The sequence below is a fragment of the Synechococcus sp. MIT S1220 genome (assembly GCF_047303025.1).
GTDB lineage: Bacteria > Cyanobacteriota > Cyanobacteriia > PCC-6307 > Cyanobiaceae > Parasynechococcus.
Genome location: NZ_CP138939.1, coordinates 2,115,408 through 2,137,191, shown reverse-complemented (window position 1 = coordinate 2,137,191; position 21,784 = coordinate 2,115,408). Strand labels below are relative to the sequence as shown.

Annotated in this window: 20 protein-coding genes; 12 read left to right on the top strand and 8 right to left on the bottom strand. The window is 52.2% G+C overall.

The annotated features are described in order from the left end of the window. Positions 1-238 precede the first annotated feature (238 nt). The 5 genes from SIB64_RS10915 to mnmH form a co-directional block, all read right to left on the bottom strand. Positions 239-457 carry a hypothetical protein gene (locus SIB64_RS10915; RefSeq protein ID WP_413440234.1) on the bottom strand — a complete coding sequence of 73 codons (219 nt, stop codon included), beginning with the start codon at positions 455-457 and terminating at the stop codon, positions 239-241. A 69-nt stretch (positions 458-526) separates the two neighbouring features. Further along, a complete protein-coding gene (locus SIB64_RS10910) occupies positions 527-1,528 on the bottom strand; it encodes an AI-2E family transporter (RefSeq protein ID WP_413440233.1) in 1,002 nt (333 codons plus the stop codon). Beyond that, a complete protein-coding gene (locus SIB64_RS10905; RefSeq protein WP_413440232.1) occupies positions 1,525-2,601 on the bottom strand; it encodes an AI-2E family transporter in 1,077 nt (358 codons plus the stop codon). The genes SIB64_RS10910 and SIB64_RS10905 overlap by 4 nt, the downstream gene beginning before the upstream one ends. Continuing rightward, a complete protein-coding gene (gene psb28 / locus SIB64_RS10900; protein ID WP_413440231.1) occupies positions 2,598-2,993 on the bottom strand; it encodes a photosystem II reaction center protein Psb28 in 396 nt (131 codons plus the stop codon). Before psb28 ends, SIB64_RS10905 begins: the two co-directional genes overlap by 4 nt. Before the next feature lie 37 nt (positions 2,994-3,030). Then, positions 3,031-4,062: a tRNA 2-selenouridine(34) synthase MnmH gene (gene mnmH / locus SIB64_RS10895; RefSeq protein WP_413440230.1), complete on the bottom strand. Its 1,032-nt coding sequence runs from the start codon at positions 4,060-4,062 to the stop codon at positions 3,031-3,033. A 40-nt stretch (positions 4,063-4,102) separates the two neighbouring features. Between mnmH and SIB64_RS10890 the strand changes: the two genes are divergently transcribed. Together SIB64_RS10890 and SIB64_RS10885 are read left to right on the top strand one after the other, a co-directional pair. Then, a complete protein-coding gene (locus SIB64_RS10890) occupies positions 4,103-4,819 on the top strand; it encodes a GUN4 domain-containing protein (protein WP_413442995.1) in 717 nt (238 codons plus the stop codon). A gap of 61 nt (positions 4,820-4,880) precedes the next feature. Then, on the top strand, positions 4,881-5,330 hold the full coding sequence (locus SIB64_RS10885) for an ATP-binding protein (RefSeq protein WP_413440229.1): 450 nt from the start codon (positions 4,881-4,883) through the stop codon (positions 5,328-5,330). Here SIB64_RS10885 and SIB64_RS10880 read toward each other — a convergent pair. After that, positions 5,302-5,556 carry a DUF6439 family protein gene (locus SIB64_RS10880; RefSeq protein WP_413440228.1) on the bottom strand — a complete coding sequence of 85 codons (255 nt, stop codon included), beginning with the start codon at positions 5,554-5,556 and terminating at the stop codon, positions 5,302-5,304. The two genes, SIB64_RS10885 and SIB64_RS10880, sit on opposite strands and share 29 nt — an antisense overlap. A 37-nt stretch (positions 5,557-5,593) precedes the next feature. On the opposite strand from SIB64_RS10880, the gene SIB64_RS10875 reads away from it, so the two are divergent. Next, positions 5,594-5,878, top strand: a complete 285-nt coding sequence (locus SIB64_RS10875) for a hypothetical protein (protein ID WP_413440227.1) — start codon at positions 5,594-5,596, stop codon at positions 5,876-5,878. A gap of 27 nt (positions 5,879-5,905) precedes the next feature. On the opposite strand, the gene SIB64_RS10870 is transcribed toward SIB64_RS10875, so the two are convergent. Next, complete coding sequence (locus SIB64_RS10870; protein WP_413440226.1) at positions 5,906-6,229, bottom strand: copper-binding protein; 324 nt, start codon at positions 6,227-6,229, stop codon at positions 5,906-5,908. A 73-nt stretch (positions 6,230-6,302) separates the two neighbouring features. Then, the gene (locus tag SIB64_RS10865; protein ID WP_413442994.1) at positions 6,303-7,376 is read right to left on the bottom strand and encodes a class I SAM-dependent methyltransferase; all 1,074 of its coding nucleotides are present in this window, start codon (positions 7,374-7,376) and stop codon (positions 6,303-6,305) included. A gap of 978 nt (positions 7,377-8,354) precedes the next feature. On the opposite strand from SIB64_RS10865, the gene SIB64_RS10860 reads away from it, so the two are divergent. The 9 genes from SIB64_RS10860 to SIB64_RS10820 all read left to right on the top strand — a co-directional run bounded on the left by SIB64_RS10860 (position 8,355) and on the right by SIB64_RS10820 (position 21,285). Beyond that, the gene (locus tag SIB64_RS10860) at positions 8,355-8,627 is read left to right on the top strand and encodes a DUF3104 domain-containing protein (protein WP_413440225.1); all 273 of its coding nucleotides are present in this window, start codon (positions 8,355-8,357) and stop codon (positions 8,625-8,627) included. Positions 8,628-8,682: 55 nt separating this feature from the next. Next, the gene (locus SIB64_RS10855; RefSeq protein ID WP_413440224.1) at positions 8,683-10,101 is read left to right on the top strand and encodes a hypothetical protein; all 1,419 of its coding nucleotides are present in this window, start codon (positions 8,683-8,685) and stop codon (positions 10,099-10,101) included. A gap of 802 nt (positions 10,102-10,903) precedes the next feature. Continuing rightward, entirely contained in the window at positions 10,904-13,873 is a 2,970-nt protein-coding gene (locus SIB64_RS10850; protein WP_413440223.1) for a hypothetical protein, read from the top strand. A gap of 150 nt (positions 13,874-14,023) precedes the next feature. Continuing rightward, complete coding sequence (locus SIB64_RS10845; protein ID WP_413440222.1) at positions 14,024-14,506, top strand: hypothetical protein; 483 nt, start codon at positions 14,024-14,026, stop codon at positions 14,504-14,506. Positions 14,507-14,723: 217 nt separating this feature from the next. After that, the gene (locus SIB64_RS10840) at positions 14,724-14,900 is read left to right on the top strand and encodes a hypothetical protein (protein ID WP_413440221.1); all 177 of its coding nucleotides are present in this window, start codon (positions 14,724-14,726) and stop codon (positions 14,898-14,900) included. 899 nt (positions 14,901-15,799) lie between these two features. After that, positions 15,800-16,927, top strand: coding sequence for a hypothetical protein (locus tag SIB64_RS10835; protein WP_413440220.1), 1,128 nt, complete (start codon positions 15,800-15,802; stop codon positions 16,925-16,927). A gap of 894 nt (positions 16,928-17,821) precedes the next feature. Further along, on the top strand, positions 17,822-18,727 hold the full coding sequence (locus tag SIB64_RS10830; RefSeq protein WP_413440219.1) for a hypothetical protein: 906 nt from the start codon (positions 17,822-17,824) through the stop codon (positions 18,725-18,727). Positions 18,728-18,802: 75 nt separating this feature from the next. Continuing rightward, entirely contained in the window at positions 18,803-19,057 is a 255-nt protein-coding gene (locus tag SIB64_RS10825; RefSeq protein WP_413440218.1) for a hypothetical protein, read from the top strand. A 1,430-nt stretch (positions 19,058-20,487) separates the two neighbouring features. Then, a complete protein-coding gene (locus SIB64_RS10820) occupies positions 20,488-21,285 on the top strand; it encodes a phospholipase D-like domain-containing protein (protein ID WP_413440217.1) in 798 nt (265 codons plus the stop codon). Positions 21,286-21,784: the final 499 nt, after the last annotated feature.

Sequence of the window (21,784 nt, the reverse complement as noted above, 5' to 3'; positions counted from 1 at the left end):
GTCCGTTGTTGTCTTAGTCCATTGGTTAACAGGTCTAGGCTGATGACAATCTCAAGATTCATCTCGCCCTTTCTTTCTACTGAAGATTTTATTTCAGACCTCATCAATGAATGAATTGGATCCTGTTGGTTCGCTACTGATTTGGATCAGTTCCCTGGTACAAGAATTCTCAGGGGCCAGTCCAACTTTTCTTCGCGTTGCTTCGGTTGACGTGACATCACCGCCCTTCAAGACCAGCCTAGCTTTGGCTTGTCATGAATTCCTCCGTCATGGCTTGCCATGCACGTTTTTTGGCCTCCTCGCTCCAACCGTTGGACGTTTGATTCGATTCCCACCAGGCATCGAACAGATCGTGGGCTTCGTCGTAGAGATGATCTTCATCGAAGCTTTCCTGAAGGAGTTGTCGCACGGCCTGGCGCAGCTCCTCATAGCGAGAAAAGTTGAAGATGACTTCCATGCGTGGAGCGCTGCTCCGGAGATCTCATCACGTTATTGGAACGGTGGTGCAGCCCAGCGCTGAATGCCGTCAGACCCAGCGATCCATCACCTGCTGCACCACGATTTTCTGCATCACCACTTGCAGAACAACAACGAGGGGCAAAGCCAGAAGAACACCGGGAAGCCCCAAGAGCGCTCCAAGGCTCAACTGGGCCATCAACGCGACGGTCGGAAGCAGGTTCACCGTCTTGCGCAAGAGAAGAGGGGTTAGCAGAAACGCCTCGAGGTTCTGCAGCACCAGGCGGAACATCAGCACTGTCACCATCAGTTGTGGAGACTGGAGCAGGGCAAGACCAGTCGGCAAGAGTGTTGCCGCTGTCGGTCCGATGGTGGGCACAAAGGTGAGCAGTCCGCAGACCAGTGCACTGAGCAGCGCCAGGGGTGCCTTCAGCAAGGCCAGTCCTGCCCAGGTCATCAGAAACACGGTCATCGCTGAGATGGTCATTCCAGCGAGCCATCCACCCAGGGCACTGCGGCAGTCAGTCAGCAGAACGGCCATCTGATCCCGTGCAGGTCGGGGTGTGATGGCGAGAAGCATGCTGCTGTGGGCTTGTGGATCAAGAACCAGGAGCAAGGCCAGCAGTGCCATCAGGAAGGCTTGTACCAATGAATTGGCAGCTCCTCCAGCCACGCCCAGCAACTGGGCTCCAATTGGTTGCAATCGTTCGAAATTGAGACTGCCGTTGATGGATGCCTCCAATTCCTGCAGCCTCGGATCGCCGCTGAGGATGGAGGAAATCTTGTTCACCAGTTCAGGCAGGTCTTGGCCGAGTTGCTGAATCTGCAGAACCAGCTCAGGAAACAGACGACTGCCAATCAAGGCGCTCGTTAGGACCAACATCAGAACGACCAACACCAGAGCCTGGGGCCGATTCAATCGGCTGCGGGCCTGGAGCTGAACGATCAATACATCCAGGGCGACTGCGATGACGACAGCGCCGAACAACACCAAAAGCACCCAGCGGAGATGCCAGATCAGCAAGGCCAGCACAACAAATGTCAGCGCTACCAGGACACTTCGTGCACTCATGCCGACAGCCTCCTAGGCCTCCAACGATCCATGACATCACGAATCAGGATCTCGCGGACCAAAACCTGAAGAACCACGGCAAGGGGCAACGCCATCAGTAGTCCGAGCGGACCAAAGATCACCGTGAAAATGAACTGTGCAGCAAGAGTGAGCCCCGGCAGCAGTTTGACTTGGTGCTGCATCACCGAAGGGGTGATCACATAGCTCTCGATGTTCTGAATCAGGATGTAAGCCCCCAGCACCGCAGCTGATTTCCAGGGCGCTTCCAGCAGGGCAACAGCCATGGGAAACACGGTGCTCATGGTCGGCCCCACATTCGGAATCACGTTGAGGAGACCTGCGAGCAATGCATTGGCCAGCACCAGTTTCACCCCCAGCAAGGTCAACGCCAGTCCACAGAGAAGTGACACAGCAAGTGAACTGATCAGGACACCAACCATCCAGCTGCTGAGCGCTTCGCCGCACTGCAACAGAATCGACTTCGCCCGACGCCGATAAAACGAGGGGACCAGAAGAATGGCGACGTCCCTATAAGCCTTGGGTTGCACGCTCACCATCAGGGCCACAGCCAGGGTGAACAGAATCCTCAGGGCCACGTTGCCAAGGTTTCCAGCCAGACCGAGAAGACCCACAAGACCGGAACTGACACCGGAGGCAAGAGTGCCGCCATCCGGGATGAGCCCAGTGCTGTTCAGGCCCTTTCGATCCAGATCGGGGATGGCGTCATTTCCATAGATCGCATCACTGATCTGATCAACCCCACCCAGGGCGAGTTGAACCAACTCCCGGGCAGCTTTCGGAAGTTGTTGGAGCAGGGTTGTGAATTCATCGATGAATGGTGGAATCACCACGGCCGAAACGACGGCGATCAGCGCGATGACACCCCCAAGGCAGATCAACAGGGCGGTTGGCCTGGCCATAGGACGCCTGGCACGCAAGAGGCCTACCAGGGTGCAGAGGGCCATCGCGATGACGATCCCTGCAAACAGCATCAGCACGACCTCTCTCAAGCTCCAGATCAGAGCAACTGCCGCAATGAGGGCCGCCAGCGAAAGCCATTGCGGCAGTTTCACCCGTCAGCTTCTGGGGATTCTTCAGACTCGCTGGAATTTTGATTTTGTGAATATCCCAAACCATTCGCCGCCGCATAGCGCTGCGCGAATCGCATGAACCGTTCGAAATCGTCTTCGGTCTTCCAGGTATAGGTCGCTTCCAAGGCGCTGGGTTTGCCATTGACAAACTTGCCGTTCACTTCGCGGGTGACCATCTCCCCTTCCTCATCCACCATCCACATCCCGCCGATATCACCGAGGGTTTCCGGAGCCAGGGCCTGGGGTTGTTCGAACACGAACTTGGCCTGCCCTGTCCTTCCGTCTCGGCTGCGGGTGAGGCGGATGTCGGGAACGACAGGTTCGTTGACGCCACGGAAGAACTGTATGTAGGCGCTGCCGGATGCGTCACTCATTTCATCATTATCAAGAAGCGGGATCTTAGGCGCAGAATCAAGCCAAGTTGAGCTCCAGCATGCGTTCAGCGGCCTGGTCCGCATCCAGTCCACTGATGTCGAGGAAAGTGCGCTCGGGCGACAGCTTCAGTTCACGGTCGTAGCAACGGTCGTAGTAATCCAGCATCGCTTCACAGGCTGTTGTCCAGTCCTCTTCCGCAATCGCCTTCAGCGCTTGGGCCGTACGTTGTGGACCAAGCCGACGGCTGATCCGTGCAGTAGCGTCCGCCAGGGCCTGTTGTCCCTGCTGCCCATAGACGCCAACCAGCTGCTTCACCCGTTCGCGAGGACCGCGTTGGATCTCAAGAACCGGGGCCTGTTGCATTTGATGAAACAACTCGGCGGGAATTCGGCAGCACCCCACCTGAATGCTTTCCGCCTCAAGCCAGATTGCCTCTGCACCATTCAGACGCCAGTGATCCAACTCTTCGGCCAGGAGATTTTCATAATGCTCTGTCGTTGGTTGTGGTGGTAACCCCAGTCCGCCAAAGCTGCTGCCGCGGTGGTTGGCAAGTCCTTCCAGATCGACGACGGCAACACCTCGCCCCCGGAGGCCCAGCAATAGGTCCGTCTTCCCTGTCCCAGTCCGGCCACCCATCAGGCGGAGCGGCCAAGCTTTGGAAAACTGCTCGCGGACCCAGTGCCGATAACTCTTGTAGCCGCCGCTGAGGAGTGAGGGGTTGAGATCGAGAAGGTCGGCCAACCAGGCCATGCTCGCGGATCGCATCCCGCCTCTCCAGCAATAAATCCGTGGAGGTCCTTGATTCCGCAGAGCTTCCAGTTGATCCGCGAGAGTCGTGAGTTTTTGTCCGGTGAGAGACAGGCCGAGGTGAATGGCATCCCGTCGGCCGCATTTTTTGTAGGTGGTTCCGACGTCGGCCCGTTCCTGATCACTGAACAGCGGCAGATTCACCGCTCCAGGCCAATGCCCCCTGGCGTATTCCGACGAACTCCGTACATCGATGATCACTCCGTCCTTGGCGCGAAGGACATCAATCGGTTCAGAACGCACGTCTGCCATGTTTGACATAGTGGGCCAACGCCATGCCAGTCAGGGCCGGTTGCGACTCATGCTGTCTGGTTCTTCTTCCACCACAAGCCTCAGTGCCGATCAGTTGCTTGATCGGTTCGCAGCGGGAAGCGCCCGCCAACGGCGTTCACTGATCCGTAGCGTGGAGTCCCGCGCAAGTGATCTTGCTGACTTGGGGCCGGACGTGATGCGTCCTTTCGACCCGAGCGGGGATGACTGGGCCGCCGGTTGGATTCTTCAGGTTCTCCAGCGTCATCAACCCGCAGCGCTCAACGCTCTGCTCCCTTCATCGGAATTGGGCTGGTTTCAAGCCGACTCGGCTGTCGGTATCGATTACGCGCCACTGCAGCAGCACTTTCTTCGCGAGGAGTTTGAAGCCGCTGATCGGTTCACCAGTGCTGTCCTGCGCCAGTTGGCTGGTTCCCAGGCAGAGCGTCGCGGGTACGTCTATTTCAGTGAAGTTCCATCCATGGCAGGTCAGGACTTAGAGACGCTGGATCGTCTCTGGATGGCCTATTCGCAGGGACGGTTTGGATTCTCCGTTCAAGCACGTTTGCTGGCTGGTTTTGATGGTCGCTATGAGCGTTTGTGGCCGCGCATCGGGTGGAAAGAGGATGGGGTTTGGACGCGTTACCCAGGCGCCTTCACTTGGTCGATGCAAGCGCCGGAGGGTCACATGCCACTCATCAACCAGTTGAGAGGGGTTCGACTCATGGATGCTCTGCTGAACCATCCAGCCCTGTGTGATCGACGTTGACCCAATGGTTGTCATTTCGACTGACCGGTTGACCCAGACCTATTAGGTTCAGAAGAAGTGAATGCTCTGCCGGTTGGTCCATACACCCCGCCGGGTCCGGTTTCGATGGGCGGATTTTGTCCTCCCCTCCACCCTTCAGTTAACTCCACTAATGGAGCTGCTGATCGAGCCAGTTGGATGTCTTGTGACGTGTCAGAGGGTCGAACTGGGCCTCCACGAAGCGCTCGTCAATGCGGTTCGGCATGGCAACAGCGAGGACCCGAGCAAACAGGTGCGCGTTCGACGCATCCTGACCCCCAACTGGTTGATCTGGCAGGTTCAGGACGAAGGCGTCGGACTACCAGACCATGCCCGGCAATCTGTCTTGCCGGAGCAGTTGGATGCGCGAAGCGGGCGCGGGTTGTTTCTGATTCATCAATGCTTCGACGACGTGCGTTGGAGTCGGCGCGGCAATCGTCTGCAATTGGCCTGTCGACGTCCGGTCAACGATGGGGACAACCTGGATCTTTGAGTTCTCCCCGGAGCCAGCTCAGGGCCTGTGCTGTTAGTTGCTCAACCTCCGTATCAGGTCCGTTGTTGACCAATCGCGCCAACGCAGCTGACAGCAATTCAGCCGCACGGCGATCACGGCGTGTTTTCAACTGATGCCATTGGCGATCACCGATGCTCAGATCTGCGTGAAGCTCTCTGGATTTCTCCAGTGAGCCTTCAGGCCAAACAGGGGGTTGTCCGCTCATGCCGGATGGTCAGGATGGATCCAGTTGCATTACAAGCATGCAGGCGGAACGGGGCGTTGGACCAGGGAGGCCCAGACATCCGCTGCGCTGGTTGCATGCTGCCTCAAAACTGATTCAGCAGGGCCAGTGCCAGTCCAAAGCATGCAAGCTCAGCGGTGTTGCGAGCCGACGCTGGAAACAACGGCAGGCAACGGGTGAACTCCTGCTTCAGAATCGTCCCACAGGCTGGATGATCAAGCCCCAGGGAGGAGCTCAATTCTGGAGGATTCTGCGTTGGGGGGGAACCGGATTTGCCGCTGCTTGGTTCCTGGCCAAACTTTGAGTGATCAATACGAAGGTTGCAGAGTCGTTATGCAACCAATTCCGGATTGTTCTGCTCGACGACCACGAGAGAAACGGGACGCTCTGATTCGGAATCTGCCAGCGGTGGAACGGGAAGTTCGGCTGGTTGAGGGAGATCTTGACTACGCAACCAGGCGTGATGGAGGGCTCGACGGCGCCGATCTTCTCCCAGGACAAGACGATCTGCTGCCGCGCTCGGACTTTCACCAGGAAGCACTGCAGTTCTCAGGCAGATACCGAAACCATGGGCTTCAACCTGCACGTGCCCTTCCATCAGGACAACCTGGAACTGCCAGCCCTTCAGCCATCGGACTCTGAAGGGATTGGTCATGAGAGTCCTCATGGAACGCGCTTACCCTATGGCCCCGCGTGAACCCCGCAAGGTGTGGTGTCAGGGAATGCGTTCAGACCTCGATTGGAAGAGGTTTTTTTGCAGACCAGATACGAGTCATGAAGTGGGATTCGGCGTGAATACCGTCAAAACCTGCATCGGATAAACGTGTCTCGATGTCATCACTGATGTAATCCCGGTAGTAAGGCTCGTGGAACACCTTGCGGAAGTTGTCGAGCGCGGTGTCGAATTGGGGCGAATCGGCCAGCTGCACTGAATCGGCAAGAACCAGAACTCCGCCCGGTTCAAGAACTCTGCAGCACTCATTCAGAACATTTTGTCTGGCGTCACCAGGTAGTTCATGCAGAAGAAACACACAGGTGACAGCCTGTAATCCGTGATCCTTGAACGGAAGCTGTTCGGCATTGGAGCGGACCAATTGAACAAGGTGGTCATTGCTGTCGTTTAACCAGCGATTGGCCTGTCTGAGATAAGCCGCAGAGAGATCGGCTCCAATCAATTCCGCATGGGGCAAGGTGCGTTGAATCTGCTGAAGCATCCGACCTGTTCCTGTCGCCACATCAAGAACCCGCAGTGCAGACGGGGAGCGGTCGGAAAAGTGGCGAAGCCCCCGTTTCAGAGGGGCAAGCAAACGGCGACGCATGGCATCGGCAGTTCCGTTGAACAGGATCTCGACCTGCAGGTCGTAGAGAGCTGCAGAGTGATCGCTCAGATAGCCGTCGGTCTGGTGGTGAAAATTCTGGAGGTAATAGTCCGGATAGATCGAAGCCTCCGTTTCATCGGGAAGATCCCGGACGTTCCGATCACGGCGGCGGTCCCAGGTTGAGGGCAGGTCCAGCCAAACGAGCGGATAGCGGCTGGCCCAATCGAGCCATGGTGCTTTGAAAAGAAGATCCACTGGATAGACGCCCTCTTCGGCGTCCTGCCAATCACGCTCCTGTAAGGCGGACATGGACCGTCTCAGCTCATCGAGTAGTTCAGATGACACCGGTTCCGTCTTCGGAACCGTTTCCGGTGCCATCAACTCCATCAGCTTGGTGCTGAGCTCCTTATGGGCGAGACCGGCGATGGTTTTTCCCTGCTGGAGGGTCTGGTACGCCAGCTTGCTAAGAGGAGTCGACGCCATGGACCTCAGCGAAACACCGACCATTACAGCCGAAATCACCCGCTGACGTGACCAGATGTCGTGTCCTGCTTCATGCTGGAAGGTTGGGGTCGATCCCTTGAAGAACGTGGTGATCAATCTCGTCGCCGCCTCAATCGCCCCTGATCAATCACGGTTGACTGGAATGGAGAGCATTTTTTGACCGACAGGTTTCGGATAGATCAAGAGTTTCCCCTTGATGTTTCAGCAATGCAAATCACTGCATTGTTCTACAAAAATTTCCAATTTTGTGGGTGGCTTGGTTGGTGTCAAGTGATATTGATTAAACAAACAATCATTCGACGGTTGTTCTGAGGGTTTCTGAGAGATTAATTGGAGATTGAAATCATTTGATGCTTGGAACCCGTCGCCCTGATTGGCTTGAGGTTGCATATGATCCTGCCTTAATTGTTCGGACGTGAACCTTTGATTCGACAAATTCTAAAACTGAGAAGCATTGTCGATTGATTTCAAATGTCTAGTTTTGTCAAAAAGGACAAACCAATTTGACCATGGTTCAGCGGATTCCGCGTGGCTGCAACCAAGCATGTTCAATGTTTTGCCCTGCGTTCTTGTGATGGTTCTCATCTCTTCCCTAAAGCCATTCATCTCCATTGAATGGCAGGCGAATTCTGGTCAGGTGGCAAGGTTGGTTGCATTCTTCATGGGATTATTTGCATAAAAAAGCCCCCCATCCAGGAGGGCTTTGTAGGCTCAAAACTTGAACTATGTCGAGCGACTGAGCGCTGTCAGATCTGAATGATCAGGCGTCGTAGTACATGGTGAATGTCGTAATACACTGTCAACATCGCTAAAACATCAGTTGCAGCCTGCATTTTGCCTGTATCGCGGTTCTGCCGTTTTGGTGACGTTTTTGGTGACAGCTTTGGTGGCGGTTTTTGGTGACAGCCGACCAGTTCATCATTGAGTGGCTAGTACTGGTGTCCTAGCCTCGCCAGCGTGTCGGTTGATCACGGGGTCTACAGCTCGCCCGAGTCAGACAGGCCGATGTTCCTGGACGTGGCCCCAGGGATGACGGTCATCGTCCAGCACGACCTTCAGACCGGAGAGAAGGCCGAGAAGGATTGGTGGATGGGGCAGGTGATCCACTGCGGCGGTGCTGCCCGTGACCCGAAGATCCACAACCTCTTTCAGATCGCCGATGTGGATTCTGGCGTGATCCGCTGGGTCAACGCTGATCTGGTGACGCACATCCTTCCATCCATTGACTGAAGAGATCACCCGATTGGGGGTTTTGTGAAATCCGCTCATCGCATATATAAGGGACATGGGCACACCTCCATCAGAAAAAACAATTGCTCGATTTGATGCGGCTCAGCGCAAATCGATCGAAGAAATGTATTTGAGGGGAGCGAGAGTCGAGGAAGTTGGAAAAGCACATGGCACCGGAAGCCTGACCATTCGCTTCCTCCTGAAACATATGGGCGTGCCCATGAGAAAAGCTGGAGAAGCCTCCAGGAAGGACCTCACCAATATGAGTTTCGGAAGGTTGGTTGCTATCCGTGATTTGGGAAGCCACAACTACGGGAAAAACAAGGCTCGCCTTTGGGAATGTCGCTGTGATTGTGGGAAAACAACCAAAGTCACAGCTCCTGCACTTATCAGTGGCAACACCAACAGCTGCGGCTGCTACGGCAAAGACCGCGTTGCAGAGACTCAACGCCTTGATGTTGTAGGCAAAACCTTTGGTGACCTCACTGCTATTCGTTTCAGCCACAACCGAACAAAAGCCAATGGCAACAAAGGTGTTGCAATGTATGTTTGGCGATGCAAATGCGGAAATGAGTTAACACAAGCCGCATCAACAATTACACATCGATTCAAGAAACAAGGATTCATTGGATGTAGTGATTGTGGAGATAAACGGCAAGCTGAGTCAAGAAGTATTGACCAAACAGGCAAGCGCTGTGGCATGTTGGTTGCTCTTAAACAGATATCCAAAAACAAGTCACCTGCTCAGGCCAAATGGCTTTGGCAATGCGATTGCGGCAATACCTGCGAGCGTTACGTTGGCAACGTTCGGATTCACCGCAACGCCAACTGCGGTTGCAGCAAAATTACAAGCGCTGCTGATCGGACAGGTGAGAGATTTGGCTCTCTCGTAGCTCTGCGGAGCCTGGGGAAAAAGCCAGGCGAAGCCACATATACGTGGGAATTTCAATGCGATTGCGGAACAATTTGTCAAGCAAGACTGAGAGATGCTGTATCGGGCTTGCAGCAATCTTGTGGATGCAAACAAGGCGGATGGGACAGTATCGGAGCTTGGCTTGAAGGAAGTTTCAGAAACCCTGAAATTGATGGATATTTCTATGTCTTCCCACTCAAAAAATATCCTGAGTTTGCAAAGCCTGGTATCGCTGATGACTTGGAGACCAGAAAGAAAGGTTCACGTGGTGAATACGGAGAACTTTATGACTTCATTGCCTTGCCTAGGTTAGAGGCATGGCTTGTGGAACAAGCCATTTTGATCGCCACAACCAGAGCCTCAGATTGTCCACCTCGGCTGGCAAAAACAAAGTGGGAAGGATATAGAGAAGTTAGGAAAATGAAGCCTGAGGAAATTTTTGAAATTGCACTCAGCCTGCATGAAGAGCTTCAGCTTCTAGGCAGAGAAGAATTTGCCGTTCGGTATCTGACTGTTACCCCACTCGAACGGCGAAAACTACTTGCTGCAAAACCCCATTAGCCCGATTCCTTCAACGTCCAATCACTCAGCTCACGCGAAAGCCGGTGATGCCAAGGCTCCAGGGCAGCAATCCTTTCTGGAGCGCTATGCAGGCGTATCCGAGGGCATCGGCCATGTGGCTGAGATCGCCAGCTTCGGAAATATCATCGCCACCTGCAGCAGCTGCCTACCGAGATAGCCACTGATTCAGCCAGTAGGAGGTCCTGGCATGTGCTGAAGGGGTGTGCCTGAATAGCCGCCATAAATGTATTTCGGGGCGGGGGAGTTAATAACAGTAACCTAATATTATTGAGTTGTTATTAGTATTGGAGCCTGATTTGCACTATAAGCACTAAATATGGTAGTCGATCAGTCGCGAGAATGCAGACGCTACGGGCCAACTTGTTTAACATCATTTAGCAAGATGCCTGAAGACGCTTCCTTGACTTTTCGCCCTATAGTTGCTAGCAAGGAAGTCAAGAAGTCAGTTGGCGGCAGGAAGTGGTACCTCAAATGGTACCGGCTTGGCTGGATTCTAGTTATCACTTGAACGCCTGATGCTTTCTCAGCATAGGCCTGAGCTTGAATATCGCTTCAATCTTTTTCTCGGGTATTCGCAAGCCTCCGAAAGCCGATCCATAACTCAGTGAATCATGCCTAATGCAGAGGCAAGTTAGTAGAACTCTTAGACGAGTTTCATTGAAAACTAATTTTCAATGAAAGTATTGTATTTACTATTCAGATAAAAATTGCTATGCGCTATGAATAAGTTACTGCTTAGTGCGAACTTCTTTTCGCAACGCAACAAACTCTGCCCTAAGAGATGGAGATTGTGAGGGATGCACTCAAGACAGTTCCGTACTTCCTGAAGCAAGCCGCTGGTTTTCAAGATGGATGGCCCATCGTGGTGACCTTCTACGGGGGTGATGGCAGTAGGCACCTGAGATGGCGTCCAGACGCTGATGGCGGCGGCGCCTTACCGGTGATCTGGGATGAGGCGCTCTCTCAGGAGGTGCAGGAGAGGTTGCTCATTGAGCTGAAGAAAGGACGCCAACTGGGGTTTATCGCCGGGGTGGGCGGCTCGAAGAAATCGCAGATCACCCACGTTTATGGCTTGCGTGCCGAGATCGATCTACCGGATAGCCACGAGCTACAGCGGCAGGTTTATGCAGCGGTGGAAGAGCGCTACGGCATCCGATTCACGCTTCTCGATACCGGCGGGAAGTCTTTGCACGCATGGATTCCTGCTGCCGAGGCGATCCCTGTGGATCGCTACAGAGAGACCTCAAAGCGTTGGCATGCGCTGATCACGGAGTCTGCACGGGAAGCGGGGCTTGAGCTGCCAGAGGGAGCACTGGATGTGGCCTGCCATCGCCCCACACAGGTGATGCGACTGCCGGGGGCGGTGCACCGCAAAACCGGGAAAGTAGCGGCGGTGATCCAGTGGGGAGAGGGCTCAGTGGCATTGGGGGCACTCGGGTTGTCCTGGCCGGAAGTGGAGGAATGGGCCAAGCGAACAGCTGTGCCGCGAAGCGTTACCCAACAGGCGCTCGCCCGCAGTTGCGAGGGCAGGCAGTTCCTGGGCCTCAGCGGTGATGACCGGATCGATGCGCTGGTGGACCTCGCCCGTGCGGTGCCGGTGCGGATACCTGGAGCCGGCACCTATGGAGCAGTGCTATCGCTGGTGAGCGCCCTCAGCAGAGCGTTGGGAGCGGAGACCGCGGCAGAGGTCCTGCATCGAACCGGTCATCTGGACAAGGAGGGTCGGTCATCGCTGGATGGCCTGCGGCAGTGGTGCAGAACATTCGATCTGGATGCTGCGGGGACTGCAGATCACCTGGCCTGGCTGGCGGCTTGGGCAGAGCGGGAGTTCGGCTGGAAGCGGCCAACACTGCAGCTTCAGGGTGTTCTGGAGCCAACCGAGCTGGTGGAGCCGACCCCTGAGGCAATCAGCGAAGCACTCTGGACGATGGGTGGAGCAATGGTGGTCTGCCGGACGGGCACGGGTAAAACCCAAGGGGCCTGTGGGTATGTGGATCGCCTGGCTGAGACCTGGGTGGGTGCCAGATGCAAGTTCTCGGTGGTGGCAATCACGCCGAGGCGGACGATCAACAGTCAGCTGGCCCCACAACTGCGGGCCGTGAACGTCTCAGGGCAGAAAACAGGCAGAGGCGATCCCTTCTCTCAGCCGGGGACCCAGCCCGATCGCTATGTCTGTTGTCTTAAGTCGCTGGGAAACCCGTCCAAGCGCAATGGCGGGCCTGAGGTGTGGGGAGAGTTCTGGTCCTACGGCGACACCGGCCGGCTACCGGTATTAACCGGACAGGGTGTGATGGCCATCGTCCTGATCCTGGACGAGGTGCGGCAGATGATCACCGACTTGCTGCTGTCATCGAGTGGACCGGGGACGATGTGGGAGACCCCTGCTGAGCGTTGGCGAGCTGGAGTGGCTTTGGTGAGGTCTATAGCTGCGGCCGGGGTGGTGTTGGCCATGGATGCGCAGGCCGGTGAGCCTGAGCGGGAGTTGCTGGGCGGCATTGGTCGTCGAGAGGCAGCGCGGGTGTTGGGGTGCCCACCTGCAGCTCCCACGCGCTTGATGCACTGGACCTCGAAGCAGAACCGTTGGCGGGACTGCCTGCTGGGCCATGCCAAGGCCCGCTCTGCAACAGACAAACCTCTGCTTGTTGTGACAGGTGCTAGGGGCAAGGACGGGGAGGGACAGCGCGGGCTTTCGGCCAGGGGGCTGCGTGATGCTCTGCTTCAGGCGGTGCCTGCCATCCGAGTGCTGGTCATCGATGCCGAGAGCAAAGACAACGAAGCAGCCCGGCGAGTTCTCCGGGGTGAGGTGGAGAACTGGGACGTGGTGATCTGCACACCGGTGGCTCAGTCCGGGGTGAGCTGGGTTGGGGCATTTGCCGAGACGGTGTTTGTTGCGGGCGGGAGAACACTGCCGCCGAACATCTGTGGCGGCCAGGCGGGTCGGCGCGAAAGGACCGCAACTACCTGCGTGGCTTATGTACCCACGGCGTCATGGGACCGGTCGTTGCCGCTGATGGGGCGGGAGATCGAGACGATCCGACAGGAGCTGCGCCAGGCGCGTGAGCAAGCGGCTGATCTCGCCGTTGCAGATGGATGGGAGATCGAGCTGCTGGAAAGGGTCTACGTGTTGGCAGCCCAGCGCCAGATCGAAGAACTGGCCCTGTTCCGGGACTACACGCTGCACTACGCGGCGGTGGACGGCTGGGCCACAGAAGAGCTGGCAACTGTTGAGCCACTCCATCGGCCGAAGGGAGCTGGGGGTCAGCGGGAGAAACGCACCGAGCCGATGAACTACCGGGAGCTGGACCCGTGGCGTCAGCTGCTGGTGCACAGCTTGCGTTTGCAGGCAGCCGGAGCTGAGCAAGAGGTAGCCGAGACCAAGGCAGAGGCCATGGCAGCGACGAAGCAGGCAAGGGTCGGAAGCGCGGGCGCGGACCTGCTGTCCGCAAACCTGAGCGAGGTGCAGGAGCTGCTGCTCAGCGCTGGGCTGGGGCGGTTATGTGATGGAGAGCATCGTGCGGGAGACGACGCGCTGGTCAAGTCTGTTGCGGAGGCCCTGCAAACTTCTGAGGCGGTTCGGATGCTGCGTAATGCGACCTGGCTACAGGTCGACATAAAGGGCACAGGTGCCAAACCGGCGCGGACGATCGGGACTGTTGTGCGCAGCCTGGGTGGTGTGAGTGATGCAAAGAGAGTGGGGCCCAGGGGAGCGCAGCAGCAGCTGTACCGATGGGTGTTGCCAGGGGATCGGTAGCTAATAACTCCGGCTTTTCCTACTGGAACTCTGGAGTTATTGGCTACGGACAAGGCTCGGAAGCACTTTCGCTGTGTTTGCGCTTCTGGCCTGCAACTCATTGGGGCTTGTTGAAGCCCGTTGGAAGCCTGTTGGAAAGCGCACAAGTCGATGAACTCTTTTCTCCAGCTTTCCGACGAGCCAGCAGATGCCTACGAGCAGCTCCTGCTCCATCGAGACTTTGGTCCCAGCCGCCAGTTCAGTCAGACAGCGGATTTCGTGGGATGTTCTGAATCGACCCTGCGCCGACGGGCAGAACAGTGGAACTGGGTCGAGCGTCTGGCTGACTACGACTCGGGGATGCTTCAGCAAGCATCAGAAGCGCGAACTGAGGCTGAACTAGAGCGTTACAAGAACCAGCTGGAGACGTTCCGTCAGGAACAACTCACCCGGGCTCGAATGGTTGGAGATCGAGCTGAAGAGCTACTTCAAATGGTGGAAAGCAGTTTGCAGCATCATTTCGAAACAGGGAACATGCTCCAGCTCAGAGAACTTCCCTCAGTAATGAGCGCAGCTTGTAAAGCATTGGAGGGGGCTATGAATATCGAGGCGACTGCCATAGGAGTATCAGAGCTATTGAAAGAATTGGATTAATCTTCAAATATCGATTAAACTACAAAAAACAAAAGCCAAAATGTCATTTCCGAATAAGAATCAAAAAATTGCCCAGATGTTCAAGTATAACAAGAATAGTGGCCTAATTGTTTGGACAATATTTGTCAGATTCAATGAGCCGGTAAGCTTTTTTGCAACGAGATGGACCGCGACGTCAGAGGTCAAGATATATGAATACACTGAAGGTTATTGTCACATGGTTAATGGCTACAACAAATTGGTTGCAGGAGGTGGCGAGATAGGGGATCCGTATACAGAAATCGAGCCATTAATCAGCAAAGAGGCAATATGGGATTTGATCAAGAAATGTCGAGCGAAAGTCGAAGAGGCAAAATCATTTAAGCCTAAGGGTGGCCAGCGCAGGTTAAACTGATTCTTGCTTGGGGAACAAAAAATTAAATTGCTAAAATCCAAGAAATTGTTGCTTACTCTTTAGGACTCACCATTATTTCAACTTCATTTGCTTTAGCCAGCTATTGCAAAACTCAATAAATTCGATCAAACTTGTCGTCAAGATAATGCCAATATGTGGTCTGAAAGTGCGACTTGCCATGCTTGGCTGATCTTTTAACCGCGGCAGTACGGATACAAGATTTGGAATTTCAATAATTGGTTGCTCAACCATGTGCCGCTTGTGATTTTACGTACTGTCCTTCCAGTGAAGGCTCAGAGAATAAGTACCACCTTCGATCGGCATACTCCAAGTTATATCCTTGACGGCCAGAGATATAGCTGAAGTTGAGCTCTCTAGAACGACGACATCGAACTCCATCTCCGCATTACCAAGGGCAAGACATACAACAATCGCAGTGGTCTGAAGAAGGAGACAGGCCAACACTGGATAGAGGCGGTGGCCGTCAAAGGCACCACATTCGATCTTGTGCAAGGCTGGGATCAGCTAACGCTGCCGACTAAAGTCAGTGGAAAATCCTCGGCGTGTCCTGCGGAACTCGCATTAATATCAGGACTTCTTAAAGGAATATGCGACCCGCGATGAACGTCTACGTCACTACTCATTCAGAGAAACCTTCAATGTCAAAGCTCACGGGATCGTGAAGGACGACACCCTGATTGCAGTAGCAATGTGCCACATCGTTGAGGAGCATCACAGTAATAACCTAACAACAGAGTGAAGAAGTGTTCTGGAGTTCTTTAAAGATATCAATGTATTAAAAGGATCTTCTTAAAAAACAAATATCAATTACTAAAGCGAGTCTGCTTCCGATGGCATACCCTAGGAGCAGATTTTCTACTAAAACTCTTTGTATGACTATGGAGTTTGTATCTATAAAAGAAGCAATTCAGATTTTCGGCAATCTCCCCGAAGTCCTTCAATCTTTCATAATGTCAAACGGGGGGAGATACGGGATACCGCCTCAAGAATTATTAATGAAAATACCAAAGCATTTACTAGAAAATCCAATAGAAATTTTTAAGTTCATTAAGAGCAAAGATATTTCACACAAAATATCTCTTGAAAATGGTGGAAGCCCAAGCAATCCAAATAACTGGATATTTGAAGATGCCGGTCCGAACAGAGCTCGCCAAGCCGATCCCATGGGGCATGAAGAGTATCTAGATGCTCAAATTGATAATATTAATGATGGAATGAATATAGATTTTGGAACGCCTGATCCTGGAACCCCTGGCTACAACGCTGCATATAAGCAGGCTTTTGGCGAAGAGCCTTATGAAGTACCAAATGATGTTGGAGACGGTTTTCAAGATATCTTTGAAAACATGAGTGATGCCGCCGCGGCAGATGCAATTTGGGACGGAATGTTTGACGCGCTTGCCGAAATTGGCATTCCTTTTGGATACATAACTTTCAAATTGGGATTTGGAGGAATCTTTCCGTTCCTAAAGTCAGTTGACTGGAAGCATTATAAAACTGATGCAAAATATAGAGCAAAAACTCTTGCAAGAGCTTTGAAGGCATTCAGGGAGGGAGGATGGAAAGTGGCGGCGAAGGCACTTCTAATAGGTTTCCTGATAGCTGTATTTCCACCAATTGCTTATTTTATGGCAGCAGTTGGGCTTACTGGCATTGCAGCTATGGGAACGAGATGGCTGGCCAGCAAGACGATCAAGTCAAGCGGAAGAGTCGGCAGATTTTTATATTCGATTTCCGATTGGCTGGACAGAGTACATAAGTTTCTGAAGAATATTTTAGCGGGCCTAGATAAGATCGTCGACGTTGTCCTTAAAAATGCTTCTACAGCTGTGAAGGCTATTTATACTGTAGGGAAATCGTTCGCCTCAAGTGTTCACACAATATCCAAGAAAGTCGCAAAAGATCTATATCGAGTAGGTAAAGATACGCTACGCCAAGCCTCTCAAGCGATCAGCAACTGGATCTTTTCATGGTTCAGTGATCCTGACGATTTGTCATATGCATAAAAGTTTTTTCGGCATCGCCTCCTTTTCTGTTACAGAGGGCTATTTCATTGTGTCAGCGACTTGGAAGATTAGGATCTCTTCTCAAGCGAATAACGGATTTTAGAGTAAGATCAGTAAATAACTTCTGTAAACCGTACAAGGTATTCTTATGAAAAACACAAATCCAACATCTCGTCTTGTTGGTTCAGAACTAATTGAGTACTACAAAGAACATAAAGACAACGAAGACAAGCAGCAATTAGCTGAGAGCGCGGGATACACATACTATCCCGCATTCGAATCAATGCTTCTGCGTGCGTTAGGCAAGCTTCCACTGCCCATCACTAAAGACCAAGATAGCAACGATTGGCGTGATGCGATTACAAATTTGTGCACACTTGTTCCTTTAGAGATTTGCTTTGCTCAGATAGCTAATTCGGACAATTCTTCACAAATAAGGCGCGTATCCATTTAACCGCCTGCATCATGCCAAACACCCTGCTATCACAAGCATCTCAGCCCTCTACTGCCCACCATTCCGTCATTGAGGGTCAAATGATCAACGCCCTTTGGGGATCCGTCACCGACTGGAGAAAGGGAAACACCGCCATCAAGAAAGCTAGGGGTCACTCAGGTCTATCTGCACGGCTCGCTTATTTTGTGAATTCGACCAGCGCCAGATTGCCGTATCGCTCGCTGGCTGGGTCGCCAAGACGAACCTGTGAGTACTACTCATCTCACAGAGGCGGGGCACGTACTACTAGACCTACTTAGAGCCCCTCGCACCTTGGCGAAACTTTGGAAGGGAGTTCATCAACATCTCCAAACACACTATCAAGTTGAGCATATTGCAACTAGAAAAGTTTGCCAAACCCCTACCCGCTGCTAGCTTTATAATGCTTAAGCTCTTGCAACATGCCAATTCTTAAAGGAACAAATTTCGCAGACGATTTGGATCAAGGAAATATTGACAATTCGAAGATTAACCAACCAACTTTAGCTTATGGATATGGTGGAAATGACTACGTAAGTGGAGGCCATGGAAACGACAGTCTTTACGGCGGGAGTGGTGATGATGTTATCAGTGGTTTTAGAGGAACTGATATTATTGATGGCGGCACTGGTTTTGACATGTATGTTACAGGTTGCTCTTCAGCAACGCCACCGACAGAAGCGAATTACATTTACCTTGGTAATTCAAACTCATTCCAAGATACAGGGTGTAACGGACGAAAGTTGTTTATATCAATTGAATGGATAAATATTAGCAGTGGAGACGCTCTTGTGTACGGAACAGATACTAGTGAATCTTTTATAGGGGCAACTGGTGAAGCCAGTTTAAACTGGATAGGTGATGATCACTTCAAAGCTTTTAGAGGCGCAGACACATTAATTGGGAATGGAGGCAACGACACGCTCAGGGCTGGAAATGGGAAGGATCTCATCTCCGGAGGTGCTGGTGCAGACGATTTGTATGGGGGATTTGGACAAAATACATTTGAGAACGAGAGAGACGGAAGCTTTGATGAACTTTATATAAAAAGCGACCATCTTGCAGTCAATCAGCTTAATGGCAAAGCAGGGAATAACACAGGAAATAAGAAAGCCGATATCATCAAATCCCTTGATCCTACTGACGAAATTAATATTCAAGGGGCTAAAGATTCGCAGCTCACTTTTGGAGCTACCACACACGTTGATGCAACTGGTCGGCCGATTAAAGGTATTGGCATTTTCGCCTCTGATTCTCTTGAGGCCATCTACATAGGAGGAAATCTTACTATTGATCAGTTGATTGAAATGACTTGGGCCACCCCTTAGACAATCTCTAATTTAGAGACACTTTTAAGCTGATATATTGCAAGATACATAATCACCAACACCAGCCATGGGGGGATGGATGCGCCCGCCAAACCCGATCCAGATACATTTTCAAAAGAACGGATTGGGGAGAGGGCTAGAGAGCATGCAAGGGAGATTATTGAAGCTAGAAGAGAGAAACAAGCCTTGTTAGCCAACAAGAGAGATCTGATGCTGAAGCGGTGGACAGTCGAGAAGAAGGGCAGCTTGTTTGCGGTGCTATCACCTACCAAACACCATTTGTTGATTTATATAGGATCTCTATGGACCGTTACGATCTGTTTGATTTAGATTTCTCTACCCATAATAGTTAGCAAATGATTTCGATTCATCCTCGCACGGAGGATTTTCACATCGAGCAGATAAACCGTGTTCCGTCAGGAGCACGGTTTACTCAGCTTTTGGTATAACCTTCTTGGCTGTAATTGGCCTTTTGCTGGCATCTGCAAAGCGCGTTGAAGCCCCCCTGCACAATCGAGACAATGTAACTTGGCAACATCTAACAATAAAAAAGAGTCGAGGCACTACCCCCAGCTCCGTAACTCTTTCACCTGTGCTTGTCCGTTGCACGATCAAGGTTTCCCTGATTAATCCTTACCTGTTCAGCCGGCTGTTCTTGGCTGTTCAAAGCTCACGAAGTGAGATTAACTAACTACGGTGAGAACGCCGTGGCGTTCGTAACGAGCGAATCTCTGATTCGCGAACCCGTAGGGCGGGCTGTTCTGTATTACTACGACACGATTAATGCGAACGGTCAGCCTTGGTGAGAGCGAGGATGTGATGAGGCTTGCTTGGGAAGTCCTGGGAGATCCCGGAAAAAAGCAGACTTACGACCTGCAACAAGCACCTTCAAGGCAATATTCAGCGACCAATACCTGGTCAAGAGCTCCTCGTCCGAGTTGGGGATCCACCAGGAGATCTGCATCCACCGCAGGCACAAGTAGCGGCTACGAATCAGTCAGAAAGACCACATTCCGCGAGATCTGTACTTGCGGGTGCCGTGGTTACCCATTTACGCACGTGAGCTGGAGGATCGATTTCTCCGAGTATTCAACTTGCCCTGCGAGGAAACTCAGAAAGAGATGCGGCTTTTATTACAGCGATTCGGGGGCTTACGTCTCTTGGGACGGAGCAAAAACCGCAAGATGGACTCGCCGCAATGAAGCACGCAAAGATCCAGAAGCTGCCAAGAAGGCGAAGCAAGCGAAAGACAGAGCCAGTAGTCAAGCCAGACGCGAAGCGGCTCAAGCTGAGCGCGAAGCCAACCAAAGACGGGAAGAGGAAGTCCGTATCAGAAACCGAGAAGCACCTCTTTCACCGGCTGAAGCTCGGCGAAGGGGGCTTTCTTACTACAGAGGTAAGCCATATAAGTACGGTCATGATTCCATGAGAGACCTCAACTCAAACTGTTTGAGATGTAGAGAGCTGGAGAGGTTGAAAAGGGCCTCCCAGAAGCTTGCGGAATGATTTTCAGATGACCTAAGACTTTCGCTAAAGCAACTTCGGCGCCATTGATGCCTGTATGGCATCAGTGTCTGCACGCCGCCGCGAAGCGCCTGGCACGTCACCTCGAGGAGCTATAGGATGCGTAATCCGAATTGTCGTGATGCTGAGCAGAAGATGCCGTCGGAGTAAGGAACCATCTACCAGCGGCTGCTTGCTGCAGGAGGAGCACGAGCTTACTTATGCCACTACTGTATGAATCGAGAGACTCACTACCTGTGGCCGATCTCAACTGGCTCGAACAACGAAGAATCGAAGAGTTTTTCTCATCAAACGATTGGTTCGCTACTCATAATAATTTAACTGAACTTTTTCGAACATACAAACAAGATCAACACGACTTCTTAGACGATGGATCGAAGAGAGATCGAATCCGTTCTATGCTCATTAATTGTCCAAATTTAGTGGCTGCAAGCATTCTTCTTGATCTACTAGAAAATGGATGCGTTAAGAATAAGATATATCCATGGGACTGGATGAACGATTATAAAGAATGCAAGAAGATTCTCGAATCATTGAAGTTAAGGGATGAAGGTCCGCCACAGGTAGAGCTCGCCAAGACCCATTTCCAGAAGCAGAAGGAATCACTGCTTAAGGACTGGAACGATGCAAATCTTGGCATATGGATTAGCATGTACCTCTTTAATGACCAAGATCTTGCAGATAAGCTTCTTATAAAATACCAAGAGGGCTTAACTATAATGTTAATCCTTCAGGAAGACGAACAAAATCATAAGCTCCAAGAGTCGCATTGGGACAAAATGCCCTGTAGTGTCTGGTGGTATCAAAATAAAATGCATGGGCGTGGTGGAATCAACCATCGCAAGTTCTGCATCATTGACGGGCAAATCCTTTGGCATGGAAGCTATAATTTTACTTGGAGTGCCTCTAACTTGAATGAAGAGGAATTCACAAGAAATACCAATATTCCAAATGTCAGAGAATTCTCTGAGGAGTTCACTCGCCTCCGACATAAGATTGACGAAGAGGGCAGAGCCCGTAAATTAATTACCTGATCCGAATAATTCAGAATACTACTGACAGTAATTCAGCTCAGTCAAAGCGTGCGCCACACCTTGGACTAAAGAACAAATTGCCGCCCTAATTCTTAGTTTCGGTGCCGCTAATACTTCTGGTGATCCATTGCTTCTCCAACCCCTGGAATTCTCGGCGGTGTTATTGCCCTCAAAGCGACAAACGTGGCCTGAAATTCTGCTGGGATTCCATTTGGATGACCCCATGGAAGATGTGTAGCCTGAGCTGAACCCAGGGATGATTACACGCTTGACACCATCGATTCCGTCTTAGCTCACTGCTCGACCGTAGACCCAAGTGCATTCGGTAAGGCCGCTGTCGGCATTAAGTATTCTCTTTTTCTCTAATTTAATATTTAATTTAAATGTGTCGCCATTAATAACTAGTTTGACTAGCCCAATGGCCTAAAACTTGCCTTCCGTTCTACGCACTGGCAACCAACATCCTTAACAAAGGGCATCTAGGGCCTGTTTTCTTAAA